Origin of the sequence: Geminocystis sp. M7585_C2015_104, from assembly GCA_015295805.1 — a bacterium.
Classification (GTDB): domain Bacteria; phylum Cyanobacteriota; class Cyanobacteriia; order Cyanobacteriales; family Cyanobacteriaceae; genus DVEF01.
This window is the reverse complement of the sequence record DVEF01000068.1, coordinates 1-19,713: the sequence shown is the minus strand read 5'-3', so window position 1 is coordinate 19,713 and position 19,713 is coordinate 1. Positions and strand designations below refer to the sequence as shown.

Genomic DNA, 19,713 nt, shown 5'->3' with positions numbered 1-19,713 from the left:
CACACCCCCCTGTCTGGAGGCATTAATCTCACCTATTTTAATTGGGTTGGCGGGGTTAGAGATGTCCAACACATCTACCGTCACCGCCTGAGCATTTACCACAAACAGACGTCTGGTAGAGGGGTCATAAGCTGGTATCTCTGCGGCTCCCTGTCCAAATACTCCTGTATTATGAATCCCTATTAACCTCAGGCTGATTGTCATTCCAATTGAATCCCCACTGAAACTCTTGTCAGCCTAATAGGTTAACTGGAAAAGATTAATCTTCGGTTAATTTCAGATTAATTTAGAATTAACAGGGGTTAGGGTTTGCTAGTTAGGGGGGTGGGGCACATTTCCCATGGCCTCTGTCTTCTCTATTTTTATATCGTTGATATCTAATTTCAATAAGCTCTGCTGCTATCCCTCTAAAACCCTTTCTTTCCCACTATTCCATCCTTTAAAACTTCAATTTATATTCCGCTTTTATTGATTTTTAATCCCATTTAAATAATGCCCAGGATCGACCCTGGCAGTCTCTCTTTACCTGCCGTCCCCCCTACCATCCTATCAGGAGTTCGGCCTTTTTGTAAAGTTCATTAAGAAATATAAAGGGGTAATGTAAAGGGGATGTAAAAAAGGAGCGTAGAATTAAAGGAGTGTAGGGGTGTCTGTTGCGCCCAGGGGGATTTACTTTGTCTATACCAACAAGAGGTTGGGGCTAGGTGGATAAAAGGGCTTCTACAAATTCGTAACTAGAGAAAGGACGTAGGTCTTCTATTCCCTCCCCTACGCCAACGAAGCGAATGGGTAATCCTAGATTCTTGGCAACGGCAAAGGCTACCCCGCCCTTGGCAGTCCCATCCAACTTGGTTATAATTACTCCTGTAAGTTGGGCAACTTGTGAAAATACCTGAGCCTGTCTCAAGCCGTTTTGTCCAAGGGTGGCATCCAGTACCAGGAGGGATTCCACATGGGCGTCTGGGGCTTTTTTGTCAATGACTCGACGAATTTTGGCTAACTCCTCCATCAAATTCTTCTTGTTTTGCAGTCTGCCGGCAGTGTCTATCAAGAGAATGTCTACCTGTCTGGCTATGGCTGCATTGATGGCATCAAACACTACCGCCGCTGGATCGGTATTTTTAGCAGTATTAGCAATTACAGTTGTATTGGTTCTTTCCCCCCAAATCTTCACCTGTTCAACGGCAGCCGCCCGAAAGGTGTCTGCTGCGGCAATGAGGCATTTATAACCAGATTTTTGAGCTAAATGGGCCAATTTACCAATGGTAGTAGTCTTGCCTACCCCGTTGACCCCCGTCAACAACCAGATGTTTAATTTTCCCTCCTGTGGGGCGAATTCCCCCTTTATGGGGGCGTCTAGGATTTGTCTTAATATCTCTTTAAGACAACCCATTGCCTCTGTTGTTGGCAGCGCCTCCTGTTTTACTTTCGCCTCCAACGCCCTGATTATCTCTTCCGTAGCCTCATATCCTACATCCGCACTATAGAGCATCTCTTCTATCTGGCTGATGGCATTTTGGTCTAAAGGGCCTTGTCCTATTACAGATTTCAGTTGATTTACAATTTGTCGTCTAGTTTTGTCCAACCCCCGACGTAGTTTAGCTAGCCAGGTTATTTCCTCCTCGTCTACCTCTTCTAGTTTTTTTCCTTCCCCCGCTAATACTTGTTTTGACCAAGCAATTTCCTCTTCTGATTCTGCCTTCTTTTCCAATTCTTCTGATTCTCCTTCTGGGGTTATTTTTGCTTGTTCGACTTTTTGTTCCCCCTCTTTTTTCCGACGAAACCAGTTAAACATAATTATTCCTTTCTCCCCTTTTGCTACTGTTTTACCGCCCTTTGTATATTCTACTATTTAATTTAATTTATATTCTCAGCCCTTGGCCATTATTTTCTATTGGTTTAACTCCCGCCAGATCCAATATTCTAGGGATTAATTCCTCTTTTTTGACGGCCATTATATGCACTCCCTGACATATCTGCCGAGCCATTTTTATCTGTTCCGCCGCTATCTTCATGCCCTCTTCTAACTGGTTTTCCGCCTTCTGTAGCCGCTTTATTATCGTTTCTGGTATCTCTACCCCAGGTACATTTTTGTTAATAAAAATAGCATTTTTGGCGCTTTTTAAGAGAAAAATACCAGCCAAAATAGGCCGGCCACAACCCGAGGCTATCTCATTCATGAAGCGTTCCAATTTATCAAAGTCTGTAATCAATTGACTCTGGAAAAACTTGGCGCCAGCATTAATTTTCCTTTCAAAACGTCTTTGTAGACCCGACCAGCTTTTGGACTGTGGGTCGACAGCCGCCCCTGTAAACAAGTCCAATTTGCCGTCGGGAAGGGGATTATTATTAATATCAAAACCCTTGTTTAAATGCTCGTTGATTAGTTTCAATATTCGCACAGATTCTAGCTCAAATACCGCCCTGGAATTGGGATGGTCTCCTACCTTTATGGGATCCCCAGTTAGGGCTAAAATATTTCTAATGCCCAGACTGTAGGCGCCCATTAAATCTGCTTGTATGGCAATAGCATTACGGTCTCGGCCGGTAATCTGACAAATGGGCTCAATCCCCCGTTGTAATAATAACACACAGGCGGCTATGGAGGACATTCTAAGAACGGCACGACTGCCATCAGTAATATTGACGCCATGTACTCTATTTTTCAACAATTCGGCCACCTCGAGCATTCTCTGGGGATTGCCTCCCTTTGGCGGGGTTATTTCCGCGGTGATGAGAAAGTCTTTCCTGGCGATGGCTTGTTGAAATCTACTACTCATCTACTAACACCCCTTCATGGCGGAGGCAAAAAACCAAAGGCAGACTTAACTCTGTTTAAGGTGGCATTGGCCACTGCTTCTGCTTTTTCCCTCCCCTCTTGCAGTAACTTGTGTAGATACCCCCTATCCTTCATTATTTCCTTATATCTTTTTTGAATGGGCTCTAGGGAGGCTATAATGGCATCGGCTAACAGGGGTTTAAATTGTCCCCATCCCATATTAGCACATTCTGCCGCCACCTCCTCCCTGCTTTTGCCACTGAATATGGCATATAAACTTAACAAATTGTTACATTCTGGCCTGTCCTCCGCAAAACTCAACCCCATAATGGAATCAGTCTTACAACGTTTGATTTTCCGTCTAATCTCGTCAGGGCTGTCCAACAAGTTAATACGACTGTAGTCAGAGGGATCGGATTTGGACATTTTTTTGGTGCCATCGGTAAGACTCATTACTCTGGCTCCTTCCTTTCTGATGAGAGGTTCTGGTACTTTAAATATAGGATTGTCTTTACTGCCAAACAGGTTATTGACGCGGATGGCAATATCCCGTGTTAGTTCCAAGTGTTGTTTTTGATCTTCCCCTACTGGCACCTCATCGGCATCGTATAATAGAATGTCTGCCGCCATCAACACGGGGTAGTCTAACAATCCCACACTCACGTTTTCCCCTTGTTTGATAGCCTTCTCCTTAAACTGAATCATCCCCTCTAGCCAGTTGATAGGAGTGATGCAGTTGAGTATCCAAGTTAACTCCGTGTGGGCCTTCACATGGGACTGCACAAAAATGGTAGAATAATTTGGGTCTATACCACAGGCCAGATATAAGCCAGCAATGGTATAGGTGTTTTCCGCCAACGTGTCTCGATTATAGGGTACTGTGATGGCATGTAGGTCTACTACACAGAAATAGTTCTCGTAGTTTTTCTGTATCTCCACCCAGTTACGAATTGCCCCTAGATAATTGCCTATGTGGAGATTCCCTGTTGGTTGTACCCCCGACAAGACACGTTTTTTTGTCATCATGTTTAATGAGGCTTGTCTTTGTTGCCGTGCCTAAAACAACAGGGGTCAATTATAACATTACTATCCTCGGCTAGGCAACAGGATAGCTGCTAGTCTTCCTTATTATCATTATGACCTAGGCTAGGTGAGGGGATAACTATAACTAACAGTCTTCTTTTCCACCACTATGGCATTGGCTGGGCAATAGGATAGCTAGCTAATAGTCCCTCCTTGTGAGGGATAATAGCATATAAGTGACTATCGGTGATAATCTATGAGCAAAAAACCTCCTTTTCTGAGTGGTAAAGAGATTAGAGAGAAGTTCTTGGGCTTTTTTGCAGAAAAAGGACACAAAATCCTACCTAGTGCTTCATTAGTGCCGGAGGATCCCACTGTTTTGCTCACAATAGCGGGAATGCTACCCTTTAAGCCCATTTTCTTGGGACAACAACAGCCGGAATATCCCCGTGTTACAACAGCCCAAAAATGTGTTCGTACCAACGATATAGAAAATGTAGGGCGCACTGCCAGACACCATACCTTCTTCGAGATGTTGGGTAATTTCAGCTTTGGGGATTATTTTAAGGAAGAGGCCATTGTTTGGGCATGGGAATTGACCACACAGGTGTATCAACTGCCACCGGAAAGGATTGTCGTCAGCGTATTTAGGGAAGACGATGAGGCTTTTGCCATTTGGCGGGATAGGGTTGGCCTTCCTGAGAAGAAGATAATCCCCATGGGGGAGGAAGACAATTTTTGGACAGCCGGTGTTACTGGCCCTTGTGGCCCCTGTTCCGAGTTATACTATGACTTTAAGCCAGAACTTGGGCTAGATAATATCGATTTGGGAGACTCCAGCCGCTTCATCGAATTCTACAACCTGGTGTTCATGGAATACAACCGGGATGCGGAGGGGAATCTTTCCCCCCTACAAAACAAGAATATCGACACTGGCATGGGGTTAGAAAGGATGGCGCAAATATTACAGGGTGTTGCCAACAACTACGAAACGGACTTGATTTTCCCCATTGTCAAGACTGCCGCCTCTCTTGCCAACATTGACTACCAAGATGCCGATGAGAAGACGAAAGTCTCCCTTAAGGTTATCGGTGATCATTGTCGGGCTGTGGTACACATGATTGCAGACGGCATCTCGGCATCTAATATTGGTAGGGGATATGTGTTGAGAAGGCTAATTAGGAGGATGGTGCGTCATGGGCGTCTGATAGGCATAGAAGGCAATTTTCTCACCCCCCTGGCGGAGGTAGCTATTAGTCTGGCAGAAGACACCTACCCCAACACCAGGGAGAGGGAAAAGATAATCAAAAGCGAGTTAGAAAGGGAAGAGTCTGCCTTCCTGGTTACCCTAGAAAGAGGCGAAAGACTGTTAGAAGAGATTATCGAGAAGTTGGAAGGGAGGGGAGAAACAGTCATTTCCGGCGAGGATGCCTTTGTCTTGTATGACACCTACGGCTTCCCCTTGGAGTTGACACAGGAAATTGCCGCAGAAAGGGGATTAACTGTGGATGTAACTGGTTTTGAAAGGGAAATGGAGGCTCAAAGACAAAGGGCAAAAGCCGCCCATGAAACCATTGATTTGACTGTACAGGGCAGTATTGACAAACTGGCTGAACATATCCATCCTACCGAGTTTTTGGGCTATCAACAATATCAGGCAGACGGTAAAATTGAGGCCCTATTAGTAGACGGGAAGATTGTACAAGAAGCCACAGCTGGCACCTCCATTCAGATAATCTTAGATAAGACTCCCTTTTATGCCGAATCCGGTGGACAAATTGCTGACAAGGGTTATATAGCTGGGGATAACCTGTTAATCTCTATCCATGATGTCCAAAAGGAATCCGGATTTTTTGTCCACTATGGCGTTGTGGAAAGGGGCAAAGTCTCCGTAGGGCAAACAGTTACCGCTACTATTGATAAATCTTATCGTAATCGTCTGAGGGCACACCATACTGCCACCCACCTGTTACAGGCAGCCTTGAAGAGGGTGGTAGACGAGTCTATCTCCCAGGCTGGCTCATTAGTATCCCATGACAGGTTACGTTTTGACTTTAACTGTAATCAACCTCTTACTCCCTCTCAACTGCAACAGATAGAAGATTTAATCAACACCTGGATAGCAGAGGCTCATAAAACCCATGTAGAGATTATGCCCTTGGCGGAGGCAAGACGAAAAGGGGCAATTGCCATGTTTGGTGAAAAGTATGGGGAGATAGTCAGGGTGATAGACATTCCTGGTGTTTCCATGGAATTATGTGGTGGTACTCATGTAAACAATACTGCTGAAATCGGCTTGTTTAAAATCATCTCCTCCACTGGAATTGCCGCTGGTATTAGGAGGATTGAGGCGGTAGCTGGTGCTGCCGTTTTGGATTATTTACGCCTTCGGGATGACATTGTCAAGGAATTATGTGAGCATTTTAAGGCTAAACCCGAGGAGATTACTGGGCGCATTTACCAGTTACAAGAAGAGTTAAAAACCACCCAAAAAGAGTTAGAAAGAGTAAAAACCGAACTAGCCCTACTCAAGTCGGAAAACTTAATCAACCAGGCGGAATCGGTGGGAGAATTTAAGATTTTAGTGGCAAATATGGGTCAACTGGAGGCTAAGGCTCTCCAAAATGCCGCCCAAAGGTTATTAGAAAAAGTGGGAGAAGGTGCGATTATTTTAGCTTCTACCCCAGAGGAGAATAAGGTCAATTTCGTAGCAGCATTTAGTCCAAAAATTTACAAAGAAAGAAAAATGCAAGCGGGCAAATTCATTGGGGAGATTGCCAAAATTTGTGGTGGCGGTGGGGGAGGCAAACCCAATTTAGCACAGGCCGGTGGCAGGGATACTACCAAAGTGGAAGAGGCTTTAAACACCGCCAGAAATAAACTCATAGCCGCCTTGAGTTAAAGGCGCAACGGAAGAGGAGGAGAGAGATTCTATCAAGGCATCCAACAAAGACAATCCCTCCTCTAAAGAATTGACACGAGATAGTCTATCCCGCCATTGACTCGCACCAGGAAATCCCTCACAATACCAGGCTAAGTGTTTACGAGCCTGAAGTATCCCCCTTTGCCCCTTGTATTCCCATAATCCCCTTAGATGGTCCTTAGCACATTGTAATCTTTCCTTAACAGTGGGGGATGGTAACAATTTGCCGGTGCGGAAGAAATAGTCAATCTCCCCCACTAAAAAAGGATAACCCAATGTGCCCCGCGAACACATAACCCCGTCGGCATTAGTTACTTGCAGACAAGAGATGGCCGCCTCGACAGAGAAAATATCCCCATTGGCGATAACAGGAATAGACAATTTCTCCTTAACCTGGGCAATAATATCCCACCTTGCTTTGCCACTGTAACCCTGTTGTCTAGTACGTCCATGAATAGTAATCATATCCGCACCGGCATCCTCCATCCTTCTGGCAAAGTCGAGAATATTAATCTCCTCATCACTCCAACCAATACGAGTCTTCACCGTAACCGGCACATCTACTGCCTTTTTTACCGCCTTGACAATGGCTTCTGCCACTTCCGGCTGCCTTAACAGTTGACAACCCCCTCCTTTTTTAGTAATCTTGTTCACTGGGCAACCCATGTTTATGTCAATAGTTTGAGCGCCCTCTTTTGCCGCCTTTACGGCTGCCGCAGCCATAAAATCCGGGCGACTGTCAAACAGCTGGATGCTAATAGGTTGCTCATCTGGTGCTATTTCCATTATTCTAGGAATCTCTGCCAGATGGTGGACTTCCTTGGCACTTACCATCTCCGTATAAATCATAGAATGGGGCGCGTATCGTCTTACCAGCCGACGGAAAACCAAATCTGTAACTCCTGACAGGGGAGACTGAAACACACGACTATTAATTGTCAGATTCCCTATTTTCAGCGGCTTGGCCAATTTTTCCTTCAATTGAGGGTCTAATGCCAACATGCCGATGACTAGATTTTCTCAACTCAAGTGGAATACAATCAAAAACAGGCACTGATGCCCTTGTGAATTCCATTACATTAATTTATCAAACTCCCAGCTGAGGGGAGTTAATATTAGGATAAGGGCTAAAATACGACATACATTAAATGGACAACCATCCATTCAATTCCCAACCCTTTAGTCGCACTCAAATACTCATCCTGATGGCAATAACCGCCTTGATTCTCCTGCTGGTAGCCGAAATATGGCAGAGACTAGGGGAAGTGGAGAGGATACCATTGAAACCAACATTATCTGCTCTGGGGGCGGGGATAATTTTAGGGTTTATAATACTAACAGCCAGTGTCATCCTGGCGTATGTGTGGGAAGGGTATCGTCTTTGTGCCAAGAAGTATCTGGAATTGATTATCACCCCCTTGACATTCCCAGACTTGTTTTGGCTGGGGATACTACCGGGAGTGAGTGAGGAGTTGTTATTTAGGGGCATAATGATTCCCGGGTTGGGTTATGACTGGCTAGCTTTGGTAATATCTAGCGTATTTTTTGGTATTCTCCACTGGAGTGAGGCAGCCAATTGGCATTATGTAGTGTGGGCGACCCTCGTTGGCTTTCTTTTGGGTTATAGTGTTTATCTTACCGATAATCTCCTTGTGCCTATTATTGCCCATAGTTTAACCAATTTTGTGTCCGGGGCCTTCTGGAAGTGGAAAAAGAGCACAAAGCTTTAGTATAATTACCCTGGCTTGCTTGTTTTGACCAATATGCGGGTTTTAATCAATCCCAGTAAACTTGCCTTCAGTTACAAAGTAGCCCAACCCCTAAGAGTAATTGCCATTGGTGACAGTCTGGTATACGGTTACGGGGATTGTGAGGGGGGAGGATGGGTAGAAAGACTGCGTCGTGATTGGATGGGGGAAGAAGGTGGCCATGTATTATACAATCTGGGAGTGAGGGGGGATACCGTAGCTAGAGTAAAACAACGTCTACCTCAGGAATTCGCCTGCCGGGGGGAAGTAAGAAACAGACTGCCCGACTTGATTCTCCTCTGTGTAGGGGTAAACGACACCCCCCGCCTTGGGCATAAACAGGGCAGAAACCAAACCAGCCATCAACAGTTTACCACAGACATCAACGAACTGCTAGAAGTAGCAGTGGAACTAGCACCGGTTATGTTTGTGGGGATGGTGCCAGTGGATGAGTCTAAGATGCCATTGTTTGACTGTCTCTATTTTAACCTGACAGACCAGTACCGGTATAAAGAGATCTGCAAACGAGCTTGTGAACAAAGAAACATCCCCTACCTAGACATATTCGACCTCTGGATGAGTAAGGGGGATTATTGGCGTCAATCCCAGATGTCTGCCGACGGTTTACACCCCAACAGCAGAGGGTATGAAACTCTTTACCGACAGATTAAAGACTGGTTGGAGACTATTATTCCCGCCTGCCACCACAAAAACTCTAGGATTAAAAATTAGAATGGAATAATTAGGGTATAGAGATTATAACAGGGAATAGGCCATGACTCAATCTGGAGACCAACCCAAGAAAAAACCTCTCCCCTTCCCAGCAAAAGTGCCTCCGCCACCACCCCCATTGGGGAAAGAAGAAACTAGAGTAAGTGGCAAAGGGGGGGATAACAGTACCAATCCCTCCCCCCTTGAATTCGACACCTCCGACCTAGACGACTATTTTGACAGCGAACAAACCCAAATAACATCACCAGAATTGATGCCTCCTAGCAAAAAAACCCCACCTCCGCCGCCTCCACCCACTCGGGGAGGACAAGCCCCCCCTCACATCCCTTCACGGCCCACACCCCCTCCACCACCCCCACCTGTTGCCCCTCGTCCGTCTGCTCGTTCTGGTAGTACAGACGTATTAGAGGAGGCCACCATAGCCAAGGGGACTCTGAGAGGAGGGGCGGGTGTAGTCGGGGTGGCGGGAGTACGTGTTACATCCCCCCCACCAGGACGGGCTCCAGGACAACCCCCCCTGAGGGATTTAGTAAAACTGGCCTTCGACAAGGGCTATTCTGATATCCACCTAGGGGTAGGGGAATTGCCTAGAATGCGCGATCGTGGCGAAATTATCACCCTGGACCAGTATCCTGAAATTGACCATAATACATTCATGAGCTGGTTGCGGGAAATAATGCGGGAGGAGGATATCCAAAAATTCAAGAAAGAGTTAGAATTCGATGGGGCCACCCAGTACGACTTTGCTAGGGTGCGTATTAATGTCTTTGACAGCCTCAGGGGCCCGGCCATGGTATTACGATTGATACCTTTGCGCATTCTAACCCTGGAAGAACTACGTCTGCCGCCAGTGTTTAAAGACGTGTGTGATGCGCACAAGGGGTTGATTCTAGTAACGGGGCCTACGGGAAGCGGAAAATCCACCACCCTGGCAGCCATGATTGATTATATCAACAGTGAGCATGCTAAACATATTATCACCATTGAAGACCCCATCGAGTTCGTCCACCAGAGCCGCAAATCCCTCATAAAACAAAGAGAAGTGGGCATGCATACCCTCAAGTTTGAAAATGCCCTTAAGGCCGCCCTACGGGAAGACCCTGATATAATCCTGGTGGGGGAAATGCGGGACAAGGAAACCATGAATACCGCCCTCAAAGCCGCACAAACTGGCCACTTGGTAATGGGCACACTCCACACCAATAGTGCTGTTAAGACTCTTGAGCGTATTTTTACCCTCTACAGCGCCGAAGAGCAACCTGCCATCCGCTCGGCCATTGCCGAATCCCTAGTATGTATTATATCCCAGGGACTGTGTCGTACTACCGATGGGAAACGGGCTGCATATCATGACATCCTCATCAACACTGAAACCGTTAAAGACTACATCCTCAACGGCAAATATGAGGAGATTACCCGCTTGATGGAAGAAGGGGAGTTTGATGGTATGATCACCATGAATAAGTCCCTGTTTAACCTATATCAGGAAGGGCGTATTACCGAAGAAACTGCCCTACAACACTCCCCCGCCCGCAACGAGATGGCCATGATGTTGAGGGGTAGAGTCTAAGCCACCGTCATGAAAATTCTCCACCTCAGCGACATCCATCTAGGTAGTAGTTTCAACCACGGGAAAATCAATCCAGAAACTGGCAGAAACACCAGACTGGAGGATTTTCTCCGTTGTTTGAGTATCTGTATTGACGAGGCCATTCGGGAAGGGGTAGACTTAGTCTTGTTTGCTGGCGATGCCTTCCCCAACAGCACCCCTCCCCCCTACATCCAATCCGCCTTTGCCTCCCAGTTTCGTCGTCTGGCAGAAGCTCACATTCCCACTATCTTTTTGGTGGGCAATCACGATCAACACTCCCATGACGGCCTAGGTGGCGCCAGTCTTACCATCTACAACACCCTGGGGGTGCCCAATTTCATTGTGGCAGAGAAAATTGCCACTTACACCATCCGCACCAAGTCAGGCCCGGTTCAAGTTGTCACCCTTCCCTGGCTAACCCCTAAACTCCTTCTCACTAAAGAGGAAACAGGGAAGGCAACCATGGCCGAAATCGAAAGGCTATTCCTCCAGAAAGTCCAAGTTATTCTGGAAGCAGAAATACGTAAGCTACAGCCCCAGCTTCCCACCATCCTCTTGGCACATCTGATGGCGGAGAGGGCTAGTCTGGGTGCGGAAAGATTTTTGTCAGTGGGCAAGGGCTTTTATATGCCCCTTTCCCTCCTCATCCGTCCCGAATTTGACTATGTGGCCTTAGGTCATGTCCACAAACACCAAAACCTCAATCCCCAAAACAACCCCCCAGTGGTTTACTCGGGCAGCATCGAAAGGGTGGATTTCTCCGAGGAGAATGAAGAAAAAGGCTTTGTCCTTGTCCACATCCAGGGTAAAAACCAAGTCCATTGGGAGTTTCGCCCCCTACCGGCCCGCCCCTTTGTTACCATTGAACTAGACTTAACCACTAGCAATAGTCCCCAACAGACTCTTCTTTCTGCCATCGCCAAGAAGAATATTCGCGATGCGGTGGTGCGGGTGATTTACCGTATTCGCCCCGAACAAATGGATTCCATTGATACAAAGGCCCTTCATCTTGCTCTATCGGCCGCCCATTGTTATACCATCAAGGCCGAATCCGTCTCCCTGTTGGACAGGACAAGACTGCCAGAATTGGGCACAGGTAATACCCTTACCCCTCTAGAGGCCCTTTCCCTTTACCTGGAAAACCGCAAGGACCTACAGGATTTCAAAGAGGACATCCTCGCCGCCGCCAAACAACTGTTGGAAAAGTAAGGTTATTGTTTTGCACGCCACAAGGGCCCCATTCTACTCTATACTACCGCGAATAATTGATTTTTAGATGCCCCCCGGGGGGATTTTTAAGGGGGGAAACTGTAAATTTTTATTACATTTAACTTTTACAAAAATTATCATTGGGGAGGCTAAAATTAGTTAGGATTATAAACGGGGGTTTTAAAAACTTTTGCAACACAGTTAAAAAAAACTACAAAATGACTCCATTGCCCATTGGAAAATTATTATCATCCATGAGGATTTTAGTTAAGATTGTGGCCAGTGGAGTAACATTTATTATTAGGAGAAGATAGCCAAGAGGAAAAATAAATGGTTGTTGGTGGAAAACAGAGAATATTAATTGTCGACGATCAGCCGGAAAATATACATTTGCTAATGGAAGTTTTGGGAGAAAATTATCAGATTGTTGCCGCAACTACCGGAAAAAAGGCTATAGATTTGGCAAAAAAAGACCCTGCCCCGGACTTGATTATCCTAGACATCCTCCTACCTGACATTGATGGCTATGAGGTTTGCCGGCAATTGAAAAGCGACAGGGCCACAAGGGATATTCCTATTATTTTTTTGACGGCATTGGCGGAAAGTGATGAAGAAATGAAGGGCCTAGAAATTGGAGCCGTAGATTATCTTACTAAACCCATAAATCCTCATATTGTTAGGGCTAGGGTTAAAAACCATTTAACCATTTGTAGTCTTTATCGTCAGTTACAACAGGTTAATTCCATTTTAGAGGAAAAAGTTAGACAAAGCACTGCCGAGTTGGAAAAAATGATTTTCTCAGACAGTTTAACTGGGTTACCTAGTCGTGTCGCCTTGGGAAGGAAAATTAAAAAATGTCTTGACAATGAGGAAGAGTTTGCTCTAATTCAGTTCAATTTCAGCGGTTTTAGTCTTATTAATAACTCCTTTGGCTATGAAATTGGAGATAAACTTTTACAAAAAATAGGCCAACATCTTTCCCACTTGGTGGGGGAGAAAGGAATGGTAGCAAGGATGGCGGCTGATAATTTTTATATCCTCCTAGAAGAAATACCCGAGCCATCTAGAGTCATCCGTTTTGTCCAATGTATTCTTTCTAGTTTTCGCCATCCCATCAAGGTAGATGAATATGACATTTTTGTTAACTGCAATCTGGGGATTGTATTGGCTAATAGTCACTATTTTCATCAGGCGGAATTAGAGGTTTTTAGAGATGCTGATACGGCTTTACATAAGGCAAAACAGAAAGGGGAAAACCAGTATTATATTTTTGAACAATCTCTTAGAGAAGCCACCCGAAAAAGGTTGCAGTGGGAAATGGATTTAAGGAGGGCCATTGAGGAAAAACAATTCACCCTCTACTATCAGCCGATTGTTGATTTAACAGACTATCACATTGACAGTTTTGAGGTGTTAATTCGTTGGCAACATCCCACTAAGGGATTGATTCCACCCCTGCAATTCATACCCTGCTTAGAAGAGTCTGGATTAATTACACAAGTGGGTTTATGGATTCTCGAACAAGCCTGCCAACAACAAGTAATTTGGCAAAGGGAATATGGTTTTCCCGTTGGTGTTAGCGTCAATTTATCTGCCTGCCAACTTTCTCATCCCGCCCTTATAGAAGACATAGAATCTGTTATCACAAAAACCGGAATTAATCCCGAAAAAATAAAACTAGAAATTACCGAAACCGCCCTAATCCAGAATTTATCTCTAACTCTCCACATCATTCAAAATCTGAGGAGTAAGAAAATACAAATAAGTCTTGATGATTTTGGCACCGGTTATTCCTCTTTAGGTTATTTGCATCAGCTTCCCGTAGATTATCTTAAAATAGATAGAAGTTTTATTATCCAAAGTGACAGCCAACAGAAAAAGGCAGACTTAGTGGAAATTATTATCCTACTAGCCCATAAATTAGGGATAAAGGTAGTGGCAGAGGGGTGTGAAAATGGGGGAAGTCTCCTAAGACTAAAACAACTCCAATGCGAATACGCACAGGGATATTTATTCTCCCCCCCCATCCCCCGTCAACAGGCAACGGAATTGCTATTACACCCAGAAAAATTAACAACCAAAATAGGGGTAGGGGCAAAAAGGAGTGATGAAAATAAAAAAACTACCTGACAATGTAATTAAACTAATTGCCGCCGGTGAGGTGATTGACTCTCTCACTGCAGTTGTCAGGGAATTAGTGGAAAATAGCCTAGATGCAAAGGCTAATAGGATAGTAGTCTCCCTTTATCCACAATCATGGAGTGTACAAGTGGCAGACAATGGTGAGGGAATAGCAGAAGAAGACTTGCCATTAACCATCCAACCTCACACCACCAGTAAAATTTTTCAAGCCGCCGATTTAAGTAATATTCATACCCTGGGATTTAGGGGTGAGGCTTTACACAGTATAGCCCAATTTTCCACCATTACCATCGCCAGTAGAATCAAAGACAGCAACGGCTGGGCAATCAAAGCGGAAAAGGGTAAAATCGTACAATCCCACCCCCATCCCATGGCTCTGGGCACTATTGTAACAGTTAGTGATTTGTTTGCCAATACCCCCGTTAGAAGACAGGTTAGTCCTCCCTTCAAAAAACAGTTGAAAAAAATCCAAATCCTGTTGGGAGAATTCGCCTTGTGTCATCCCCATGTCACCTGGCAATTGTTAGTAGATGGGCGTCTAGTTTTAGCTGTTAGTAGTAGTGATTCCCCAAAAAAAATATTCCCACAACTAGTCTCCTCCTTTAGAGATTCCGACTTGCAATTTTTAGAAAAAATCATCCATTTGCCGGATGGAAAGTGCTTTTCCCAATTAAAACTAGTTGCCGGCTTGCCAGACAGACTGTCTCGTCCACGGCCAGATTGGATTAAAATTGGCATTAACGGCAGAGTGGTAAGATGTCCAGAATTGGAGACAGCAATTTACAACAGCTATCACCATACCCTAGAAAGGGATAGATTTCCAGTAGCTTTTGTGGATTTAAGAATTCCCCCTCAGCAAATTGATTGGAATCGTCACCCAGCTAAAGCGGAAATTTATCTAGATAACATATCCTTTTGGCAACAGATAATCCAAGATTCCCTAGCCGAAGTTTTTAGACTTTCACCAAACAACATTTCCCAGAGGTATTTTAACAAAAAACTGGAGGACAGCATATTAAAACTTGCCGAGAATAAAGTCAGTTATAATCTTGGAGGAGGGGAATCCAAAGAGGAAGAAAAAAAAACAGACAAGGAGACAAAAGGGCTGATAAAATTGAAGGCAGTTGCCCAGGTAAGAAACACCTATATAGTAGCAGAATATGAAGAAGGAATTTGGCTGATTGAACAACATATTGCCCATGAAAGAGTATTGTACGAACAATTAAAAGATAACTGGGAGATAGTGCCATTAGAAACTCCAATTATTTTGGGCAATTTACAAGAGAAACAGGTGGAACAGTTAGAAAATATAGGCTTAGAAGTAGAAAATTTTGGCCCCAATTTATGGGCAGTAAGAAGCATACCAAAAGCCCTATTAAACAGACAAGACTGGGAGGAAGCATTATTGGAATTGAGTCAGGGGGGAGATTTGGATTATGCCATTAGGGCAGTAGCATGTCGCACAGCAATTCGCAACGGGCAAAAACTGTCTTTAAAACAAATGCAACAAATAGTAGACGACTGGATTAAAACTAAAAACCCCCACACTTGTCCCCATGGTAGACCCATTTATTTGCCATTGGAAGAATCGTCATTATTTCGTTATTTTCGTCGCCACTGGGTTTTGGGAATCAGTCATGGCATTACAGAAAGCCCCCCAAAAGAAGGTAACAACAAAAAACATAAAACCCCCCCACAAAATGAAAAAATGGCGAAGAAACTTGAAAGTTTAAGTAGGAGAAAAAAAGCAGATAAAACCCCCTAAGAATCCTAACTGGAATCACCCCAAATAACGGAGAATCTCTATAGCCGCTTGCTCACACACATCCCCTTTGTCATTTTTCAAGGCATCCCTTACTACATGATAGCCCTGCATCACCTGGGTGCGACGAGTAGAGTCAAACAGCAATTCCCTAGCTTGCCATAAAATGTTGTCCACTGTAGCCCTTTCTTGTAAAAACTCCGGCACCACTTCCCTTTCAGCTACAAGATTTACTGGCGACATGAAGGGTATTTTAAAACTGAGGAGATTTCGGGCAATCCACATAGTCAGCGGATTAACTCTGTAAATGACAACCTGGGGTATTTTCAGCAAAGCCAATTCCAGATTTACCGTACCAGACTTAGTTATAGCTAAATCCGCCGCCGCCAATACCTCCAGACTGTCTCCCTCCCATAAAGTCACATCCAACTGATACCTTCTCACCATCGCTTCAATGGTAGCCTTGTATTCGGGAAGGGATATAGGTAGATAAAAACGACTTTTTGGTATTTCCTTCTGTATTATTTTAGAAGCACTCAATATCACAGGCAAAAGATAGTGCAACTCCTGTCTACGAGAGGCAGGCAAAAGAACAATAGTCTTCTCCTCATCAGTAATTCCCAACCTAGCCCTGGCATCTTCCCGGCTGGGGGGGTTGGAAAGATAGTCTACTAACGGGTGTCCCACATAAGTCACATCCAACCCCAAACCCCTATAAAACCGGGCCTCCGCTGGGAAAATAGCCAGGAGTTTATCTGTCACCCTAACCAGCTGTTGCACATCTCTTCCCAAAGGGGCCCACACCCAAAACTGAGGGGCAATGTACCAGATAATGGGAATGTGGGGGTATCTCTTTTTCAGGTAAGTGGCAATGGTCAGATTAGGGCCAAGATAATCTATTAGGATTATAGCAGAGGGGGGATTAGCTTGTAAATACCTTATTGCTTTTTGTTGTACCCGCCAAGTGGGCAAGACAAAGGGAATAGACTCCCATAGCCCCACTGAGCCAATGGCAGTGGTATCATGGAGTACGTTGGCCCCAGCTTCCCTCATTTTCCTTCCTCCCAGTCCCTCTACTTGTAAAGAAATGTTAAAGAGCTCCGCCACCCGGTAGAGAGATTTCACCAACAATCCCCCCTGTAAATCCCCGGAAACTTCCCCCGTGCTGACAAACAGACGCATATCTTCTCTGGTGTTTCCCTTCAAAAAACAAAATCGATTCTACCCCAAATCTCTTCCCTCCCCCTGTTGACAAATTAAAACCACATGTTATAATTGGACTGGTGGGAAGGAACGTCGTGAGGAAGTAGCTCTTCAGTCCCGGGGTTTTCACTCAGGTGGATTGCATTTGGGCTCGTCGGATGTCTTCTCTCCACAGTAACAAGTTCAATTAAGCAGAAGAGTTCGGATAGGTTATGTCTATTTATGTAGGAAACCTCCCCTACGAGGTAACAAGTGAAGACTTGATAGAAGTATTCTCCGAGTATGGGAAGGTAAATCGCGTTTACATCCCCACCGACAGGGAAACTGGACGTATGAGAGGCTTTGCCTTCGTGGAAATGGAAAATGATGCCCAGGAAGCTAAAGCCATTGACGCCCTGGATGGTGCACAGTGGATGAAAAGGGAATTAAGGGTGAATAAGGCCAAACCTCGGGAGGGGAAAGACTCGTACAATCGTAGTCGCAGGGAGCGTTTCTCACAGCGTTACTAATCGCCTACTTATGGGGGTTGTTGTTTAGTGGAAGAGCCTCGGTAGTGCCCGTTTTGTTTGAGCTAGTTTTGTTTGAGCAAACAGTATGCCGTCGGTACAGATAGCAGACTGGCCGACACTTTTTTATTAATAGGTGGAATCATGGCTAAACGTCGTAACCAGAAAAAGGAAAAGGCGGAAAGGAATAAAGCCTACGCCCGTCAGTTTCGCAAAAAATCCAACCACCCCTCCTCCCGTTTCCGCAGTCGCCGTCGTCGTCAAGATTCTACTAGAACTTTGGCTATATAGAACAGGATGGGATAAGATGGGGAAAGCACATTTTTGATTCCCCACCTGTGGCGGCGGTTTAGCAGATGAGATTAGCAGAATCCCCCTCCCGTTACTCAGCCAAAGCAAAAGCAGAGAATAGCAACCTAGGTCAGTGGCTACAGGTACTGGTAGACTGTGTCTATGCTGAGGGTTTGTACACCTATAGGGGGAAGGCTGATACAGAAGTAAAACCCGGGGATATTGTAACTGTGCCTTTTGGAGAGTCTATAGTTGGGGGTGTGGTGGTAAAGGTTGCCTCTCAACCCCCCGCAGACTTGGATTTGGACAAAATTAAGCCAATAGATGAAGTCATCACTACTGGCTTTTTTCCCCCCCATTATTGGCAACTGTTGGAACGTACCGCCCAATACTATCTGGCAGACTTGATGGACGTGGTAAGAGTCGCTCTGCCTCCCAAGTTGTTGGGTCGTGCCCAGAGAAGGGTAAAATTATTATGGGATAATCTGCCTAAAGACAATGTAGAGGATTTTTGCTCCGTCAAGGAATGGGAAGTAGTCAAGCTGTTACAAAAAAGTAAACAAGGGGATTATAGCTACCGTTTCGTCTGTCAGAAAGTGGCCAATGCCCGCAAGGCCATTCAACAACTGGTGAAAAAAAAATGGCTAGAAGTCTACCTCCAACCCCCCGCTAGGGCCACTCCCAAGTATATCAAAATTGTCACCTTTTTGGGGGAACAAGAAGGAGTTTCCCTAAGCTGGCAACAAAAAGAAGTCCTAAGGGTGTTGAAGAATCACCATGGGGAATTACCCTTGGCCCAATTGAAACGTCTATGTAATCTCCCCAGCGACTCGGCCATTAAAAGCCTCTGTGACAAGGGATGTGTTTTAATAGAAGAAAGGGAAACACTGCGTCTGTTAAAGGATTCTAACCCCACCCCCGACTCCCCTAAACAACTTACACCGGCACAACAACGGGCTTTACACCACATTTCCCAACTGGATTCCTTCGCTACCGTATTATTACATGGAGTTACTGGATCGGGCAAAACAGAAATTTACCTCCAAGCCATCGCCCCTATCCTGGCGGCCGAAAAATCCGCTTTAGTATTGGTGCCCGAAATCGGTTTAACCCCCCAACTAACAGACAGATTTAGAGCAAGATTCGGTGACAGGGTGTGTGTCTATCATAGCGCCCTCAGTGATGGAGAAAGATATGACACCTGGCGACAAATGCTGACTGGGCAACCCATGGTGGTAGTTGGCACTAGAAGTGCAGTGTTTGCCCCCCTCCCCCACCTGGGTATAATTATCATAGACGAGGAACATGATTCCAGCTTTAAACAACAACAACCTTCCCCCCACTACCATGCCGTCACAGTAGCCAAATGGCGCGCCGAGTTAGAAAATTGCCCCCTCATTCTAGGCAGTGCTACCCCCTCCCTAGAAACCTGGCATCTGGCTACTAAGCCTAACCCCTCCTATCACTACCTCCCCCTCCCGGAGAGAATCCATAAACGCCCTCTCCCCCCCGTGGAAATCATCGATATGCGGACGGAATTAAAACAAGGCAACCGCACCATTTTCAGCCGCCGTCTTCGTCAATTGCTTTCCCTCCTCAAACCCCAAGGCAAACAGGCTATTCTGTTTATCCCCCGTAGAGGTCATAGCACTTTTGTCTCTTGTCGTAGTTGTGGATATGTGATGGAATGTCCCCACTGTGATGTCTCCCTTTCCTACCACTACACCCAGTCAGGTACAAGGGAGTTATTACGCTGCCACTACTGCAACCATACAGAAATTCACCCCCAACAGTGCCCCCAGTG

At 45.4% G+C, this 19,713-nt stretch carries 15 protein-coding genes; 10 read left to right on the top strand and 5 right to left on the bottom strand.

Translation table 11 applies throughout. The features are described 5' to 3' along the window. Positions 1-700: 700 nt before the first annotated feature. The 3 genes from ftsY to trpS all read right to left on the bottom strand — a co-directional run bounded on the left by ftsY (position 701) and on the right by trpS (position 3,802). A complete protein-coding gene (ftsY, locus tag IGQ44_08245; protein HIK37965.1) occupies positions 701-1,795 on the bottom strand; it encodes a signal recognition particle-docking protein FtsY in 1,095 nt (364 codons plus the stop codon). A gap of 67 nt (positions 1,796-1,862) precedes the next feature. Beyond that, on the bottom strand, positions 1,863-2,780 hold the full coding sequence (locus IGQ44_08240; protein ID HIK37964.1) for a methylenetetrahydrofolate reductase: 918 nt from the start codon (positions 2,778-2,780) through the stop codon (positions 1,863-1,865). Positions 2,781-2,794: 14 nt separating this feature from the next. Beyond that, entirely contained in the window at positions 2,795-3,802 is a 1,008-nt protein-coding gene (trpS, locus tag IGQ44_08235; protein HIK37963.1) for a tryptophan--tRNA ligase, read from the bottom strand. A gap of 256 nt (positions 3,803-4,058) precedes the next feature. Between trpS and alaS the strand changes: the two genes are divergently transcribed. After that, positions 4,059-6,704, top strand: coding sequence for an alanine--tRNA ligase (alaS, locus tag IGQ44_08230; protein ID HIK37962.1), 2,646 nt, complete (start codon positions 4,059-4,061; stop codon positions 6,702-6,704). On the opposite strand, the gene dusB is transcribed toward alaS, so the two are convergent. Next, positions 6,663-7,727, bottom strand: coding sequence for a tRNA dihydrouridine synthase DusB (dusB, locus tag IGQ44_08225; GenBank protein ID HIK37961.1), 1,065 nt, complete (start codon positions 7,725-7,727; stop codon positions 6,663-6,665). The two genes, alaS and dusB, sit on opposite strands and share 42 nt — an antisense overlap. Positions 7,728-7,873: 146 nt before the next feature. On the opposite strand from dusB, the gene IGQ44_08220 reads away from it, so the two are divergent. The 6 genes from IGQ44_08220 to mutL all read left to right on the top strand — a co-directional run bounded on the left by IGQ44_08220 (position 7,874) and on the right by mutL (position 15,912). After that, positions 7,874-8,455, top strand: coding sequence for a CPBP family intramembrane metalloprotease (locus IGQ44_08220; GenBank protein ID HIK37960.1), 582 nt, complete (start codon positions 7,874-7,876; stop codon positions 8,453-8,455). A gap of 33 nt (positions 8,456-8,488) precedes the next feature. Beyond that, positions 8,489-9,205 (top strand): G-D-S-L family lipolytic protein, encoded by a 717-nt coding sequence (locus tag IGQ44_08215; protein HIK37959.1) that lies wholly within the window; start codon positions 8,489-8,491, stop codon positions 9,203-9,205. A 43-nt stretch (positions 9,206-9,248) separates the two neighbouring features. Then, positions 9,249-10,775, top strand: a complete 1,527-nt coding sequence (locus IGQ44_08210) for a type IV pilus twitching motility protein PilT (protein HIK37958.1) — start codon at positions 9,249-9,251, stop codon at positions 10,773-10,775. A gap of 9 nt (positions 10,776-10,784) precedes the next feature. Further along, positions 10,785-12,005, top strand: coding sequence for an exonuclease SbcCD subunit D (locus IGQ44_08205; GenBank protein HIK37957.1), 1,221 nt, complete (start codon positions 10,785-10,787; stop codon positions 12,003-12,005). Between the two features lie 330 nt (positions 12,006-12,335). Then, the gene (locus tag IGQ44_08200) at positions 12,336-14,135 is read left to right on the top strand and encodes an EAL domain-containing protein (GenBank protein HIK37956.1); all 1,800 of its coding nucleotides are present in this window, start codon (positions 12,336-12,338) and stop codon (positions 14,133-14,135) included. After that, positions 14,113-15,912 carry a DNA mismatch repair endonuclease MutL gene (gene mutL, locus IGQ44_08195; protein HIK37955.1) on the top strand — a complete coding sequence of 600 codons (1,800 nt, stop codon included), beginning with the start codon at positions 14,113-14,115 and terminating at the stop codon, positions 15,910-15,912. The genes IGQ44_08200 and mutL overlap by 23 nt, the downstream gene beginning before the upstream one ends. Before the next feature lie 15 nt (positions 15,913-15,927). Here mutL and lpxB read toward each other — a convergent pair whose 3' ends face one another. Continuing rightward, on the bottom strand, positions 15,928-17,091 hold the full coding sequence (lpxB, locus tag IGQ44_08190; GenBank protein HIK37954.1) for a lipid-A-disaccharide synthase: 1,164 nt from the start codon (positions 17,089-17,091) through the stop codon (positions 15,928-15,930). Between the two features lie 233 nt (positions 17,092-17,324). On the opposite strand from lpxB, the gene IGQ44_08185 reads away from it, so the two are divergent. The 3 genes from IGQ44_08185 to priA form a co-directional block, all read left to right on the top strand. Then, complete coding sequence (locus IGQ44_08185) at positions 17,325-17,621, top strand: RNA-binding protein (protein HIK37953.1); 297 nt, start codon at positions 17,325-17,327, stop codon at positions 17,619-17,621. A 72-nt stretch (positions 17,622-17,693) separates the two neighbouring features. Continuing rightward, positions 17,694-17,909 (top strand): hypothetical protein, encoded by a 216-nt coding sequence (locus IGQ44_08180; protein HIK37952.1) that lies wholly within the window; start codon positions 17,694-17,696, stop codon positions 17,907-17,909. Positions 17,910-17,974: 65 nt separating this feature from the next. Beyond that, positions 17,975-19,713, top strand: a 1,739-nt coding sequence (gene priA / locus IGQ44_08175; GenBank protein HIK37951.1) for a primosomal protein N', incomplete at its 3' end; no start/stop codon positions are given.

Coding starts and splice junctions, on each gene's coding strand:
- IGQ44_08215 (HIK37959.1), top strand. CDS start 8,489: ATGCGGGTTTTAATCAATCCCAGTAAACTTGCCTTCAGTTACAAAGTA.
- IGQ44_08205 (HIK37957.1), top strand. CDS start 10,785: ATGAAAATTCTCCACCTCAGCGACATCCATCTAGGTAGTAGTTTCAAC.
- IGQ44_08200 (HIK37956.1), top strand. CDS start 12,336: ATGGTTGTTGGTGGAAAACAGAGAATATTAATTGTCGACGATCAGCCG.
- ftsY (HIK37965.1), bottom strand. CDS start 1,795: ATGTTTAACTGGTTTCGTCGGAAAAAAGAGGGGGAACAAAAAGTCGAA.
- trpS (HIK37963.1), bottom strand. CDS start 3,802: ATGACAAAAAAACGTGTCTTGTCGGGGGTACAACCAACAGGGAATCTC.
- alaS (HIK37962.1), top strand. CDS start 4,059: ATGAGCAAAAAACCTCCTTTTCTGAGTGGTAAAGAGATTAGAGAGAAG.
- mutL (HIK37955.1), top strand. CDS start 14,113: ATGAAAATAAAAAAACTACCTGACAATGTAATTAAACTAATTGCCGCC.
- lpxB (HIK37954.1), bottom strand. CDS start 17,091: ATGCGTCTGTTTGTCAGCACGGGGGAAGTTTCCGGGGATTTACAGGGG.
- IGQ44_08240 (HIK37964.1), bottom strand. CDS start 2,780: ATGAGTAGTAGATTTCAACAAGCCATCGCCAGGAAAGACTTTCTCATC.
- IGQ44_08210 (HIK37958.1), top strand. CDS start 9,249: ATGACTCAATCTGGAGACCAACCCAAGAAAAAACCTCTCCCCTTCCCA.
- IGQ44_08185 (HIK37953.1), top strand. CDS start 17,325: ATGTCTATTTATGTAGGAAACCTCCCCTACGAGGTAACAAGTGAAGAC.
- IGQ44_08220 (HIK37960.1), top strand. CDS start 7,874: ATGGACAACCATCCATTCAATTCCCAACCCTTTAGTCGCACTCAAATA.
- dusB (HIK37961.1), bottom strand. CDS start 7,727: ATGTTGGCATTAGACCCTCAATTGAAGGAAAAATTGGCCAAGCCGCTG.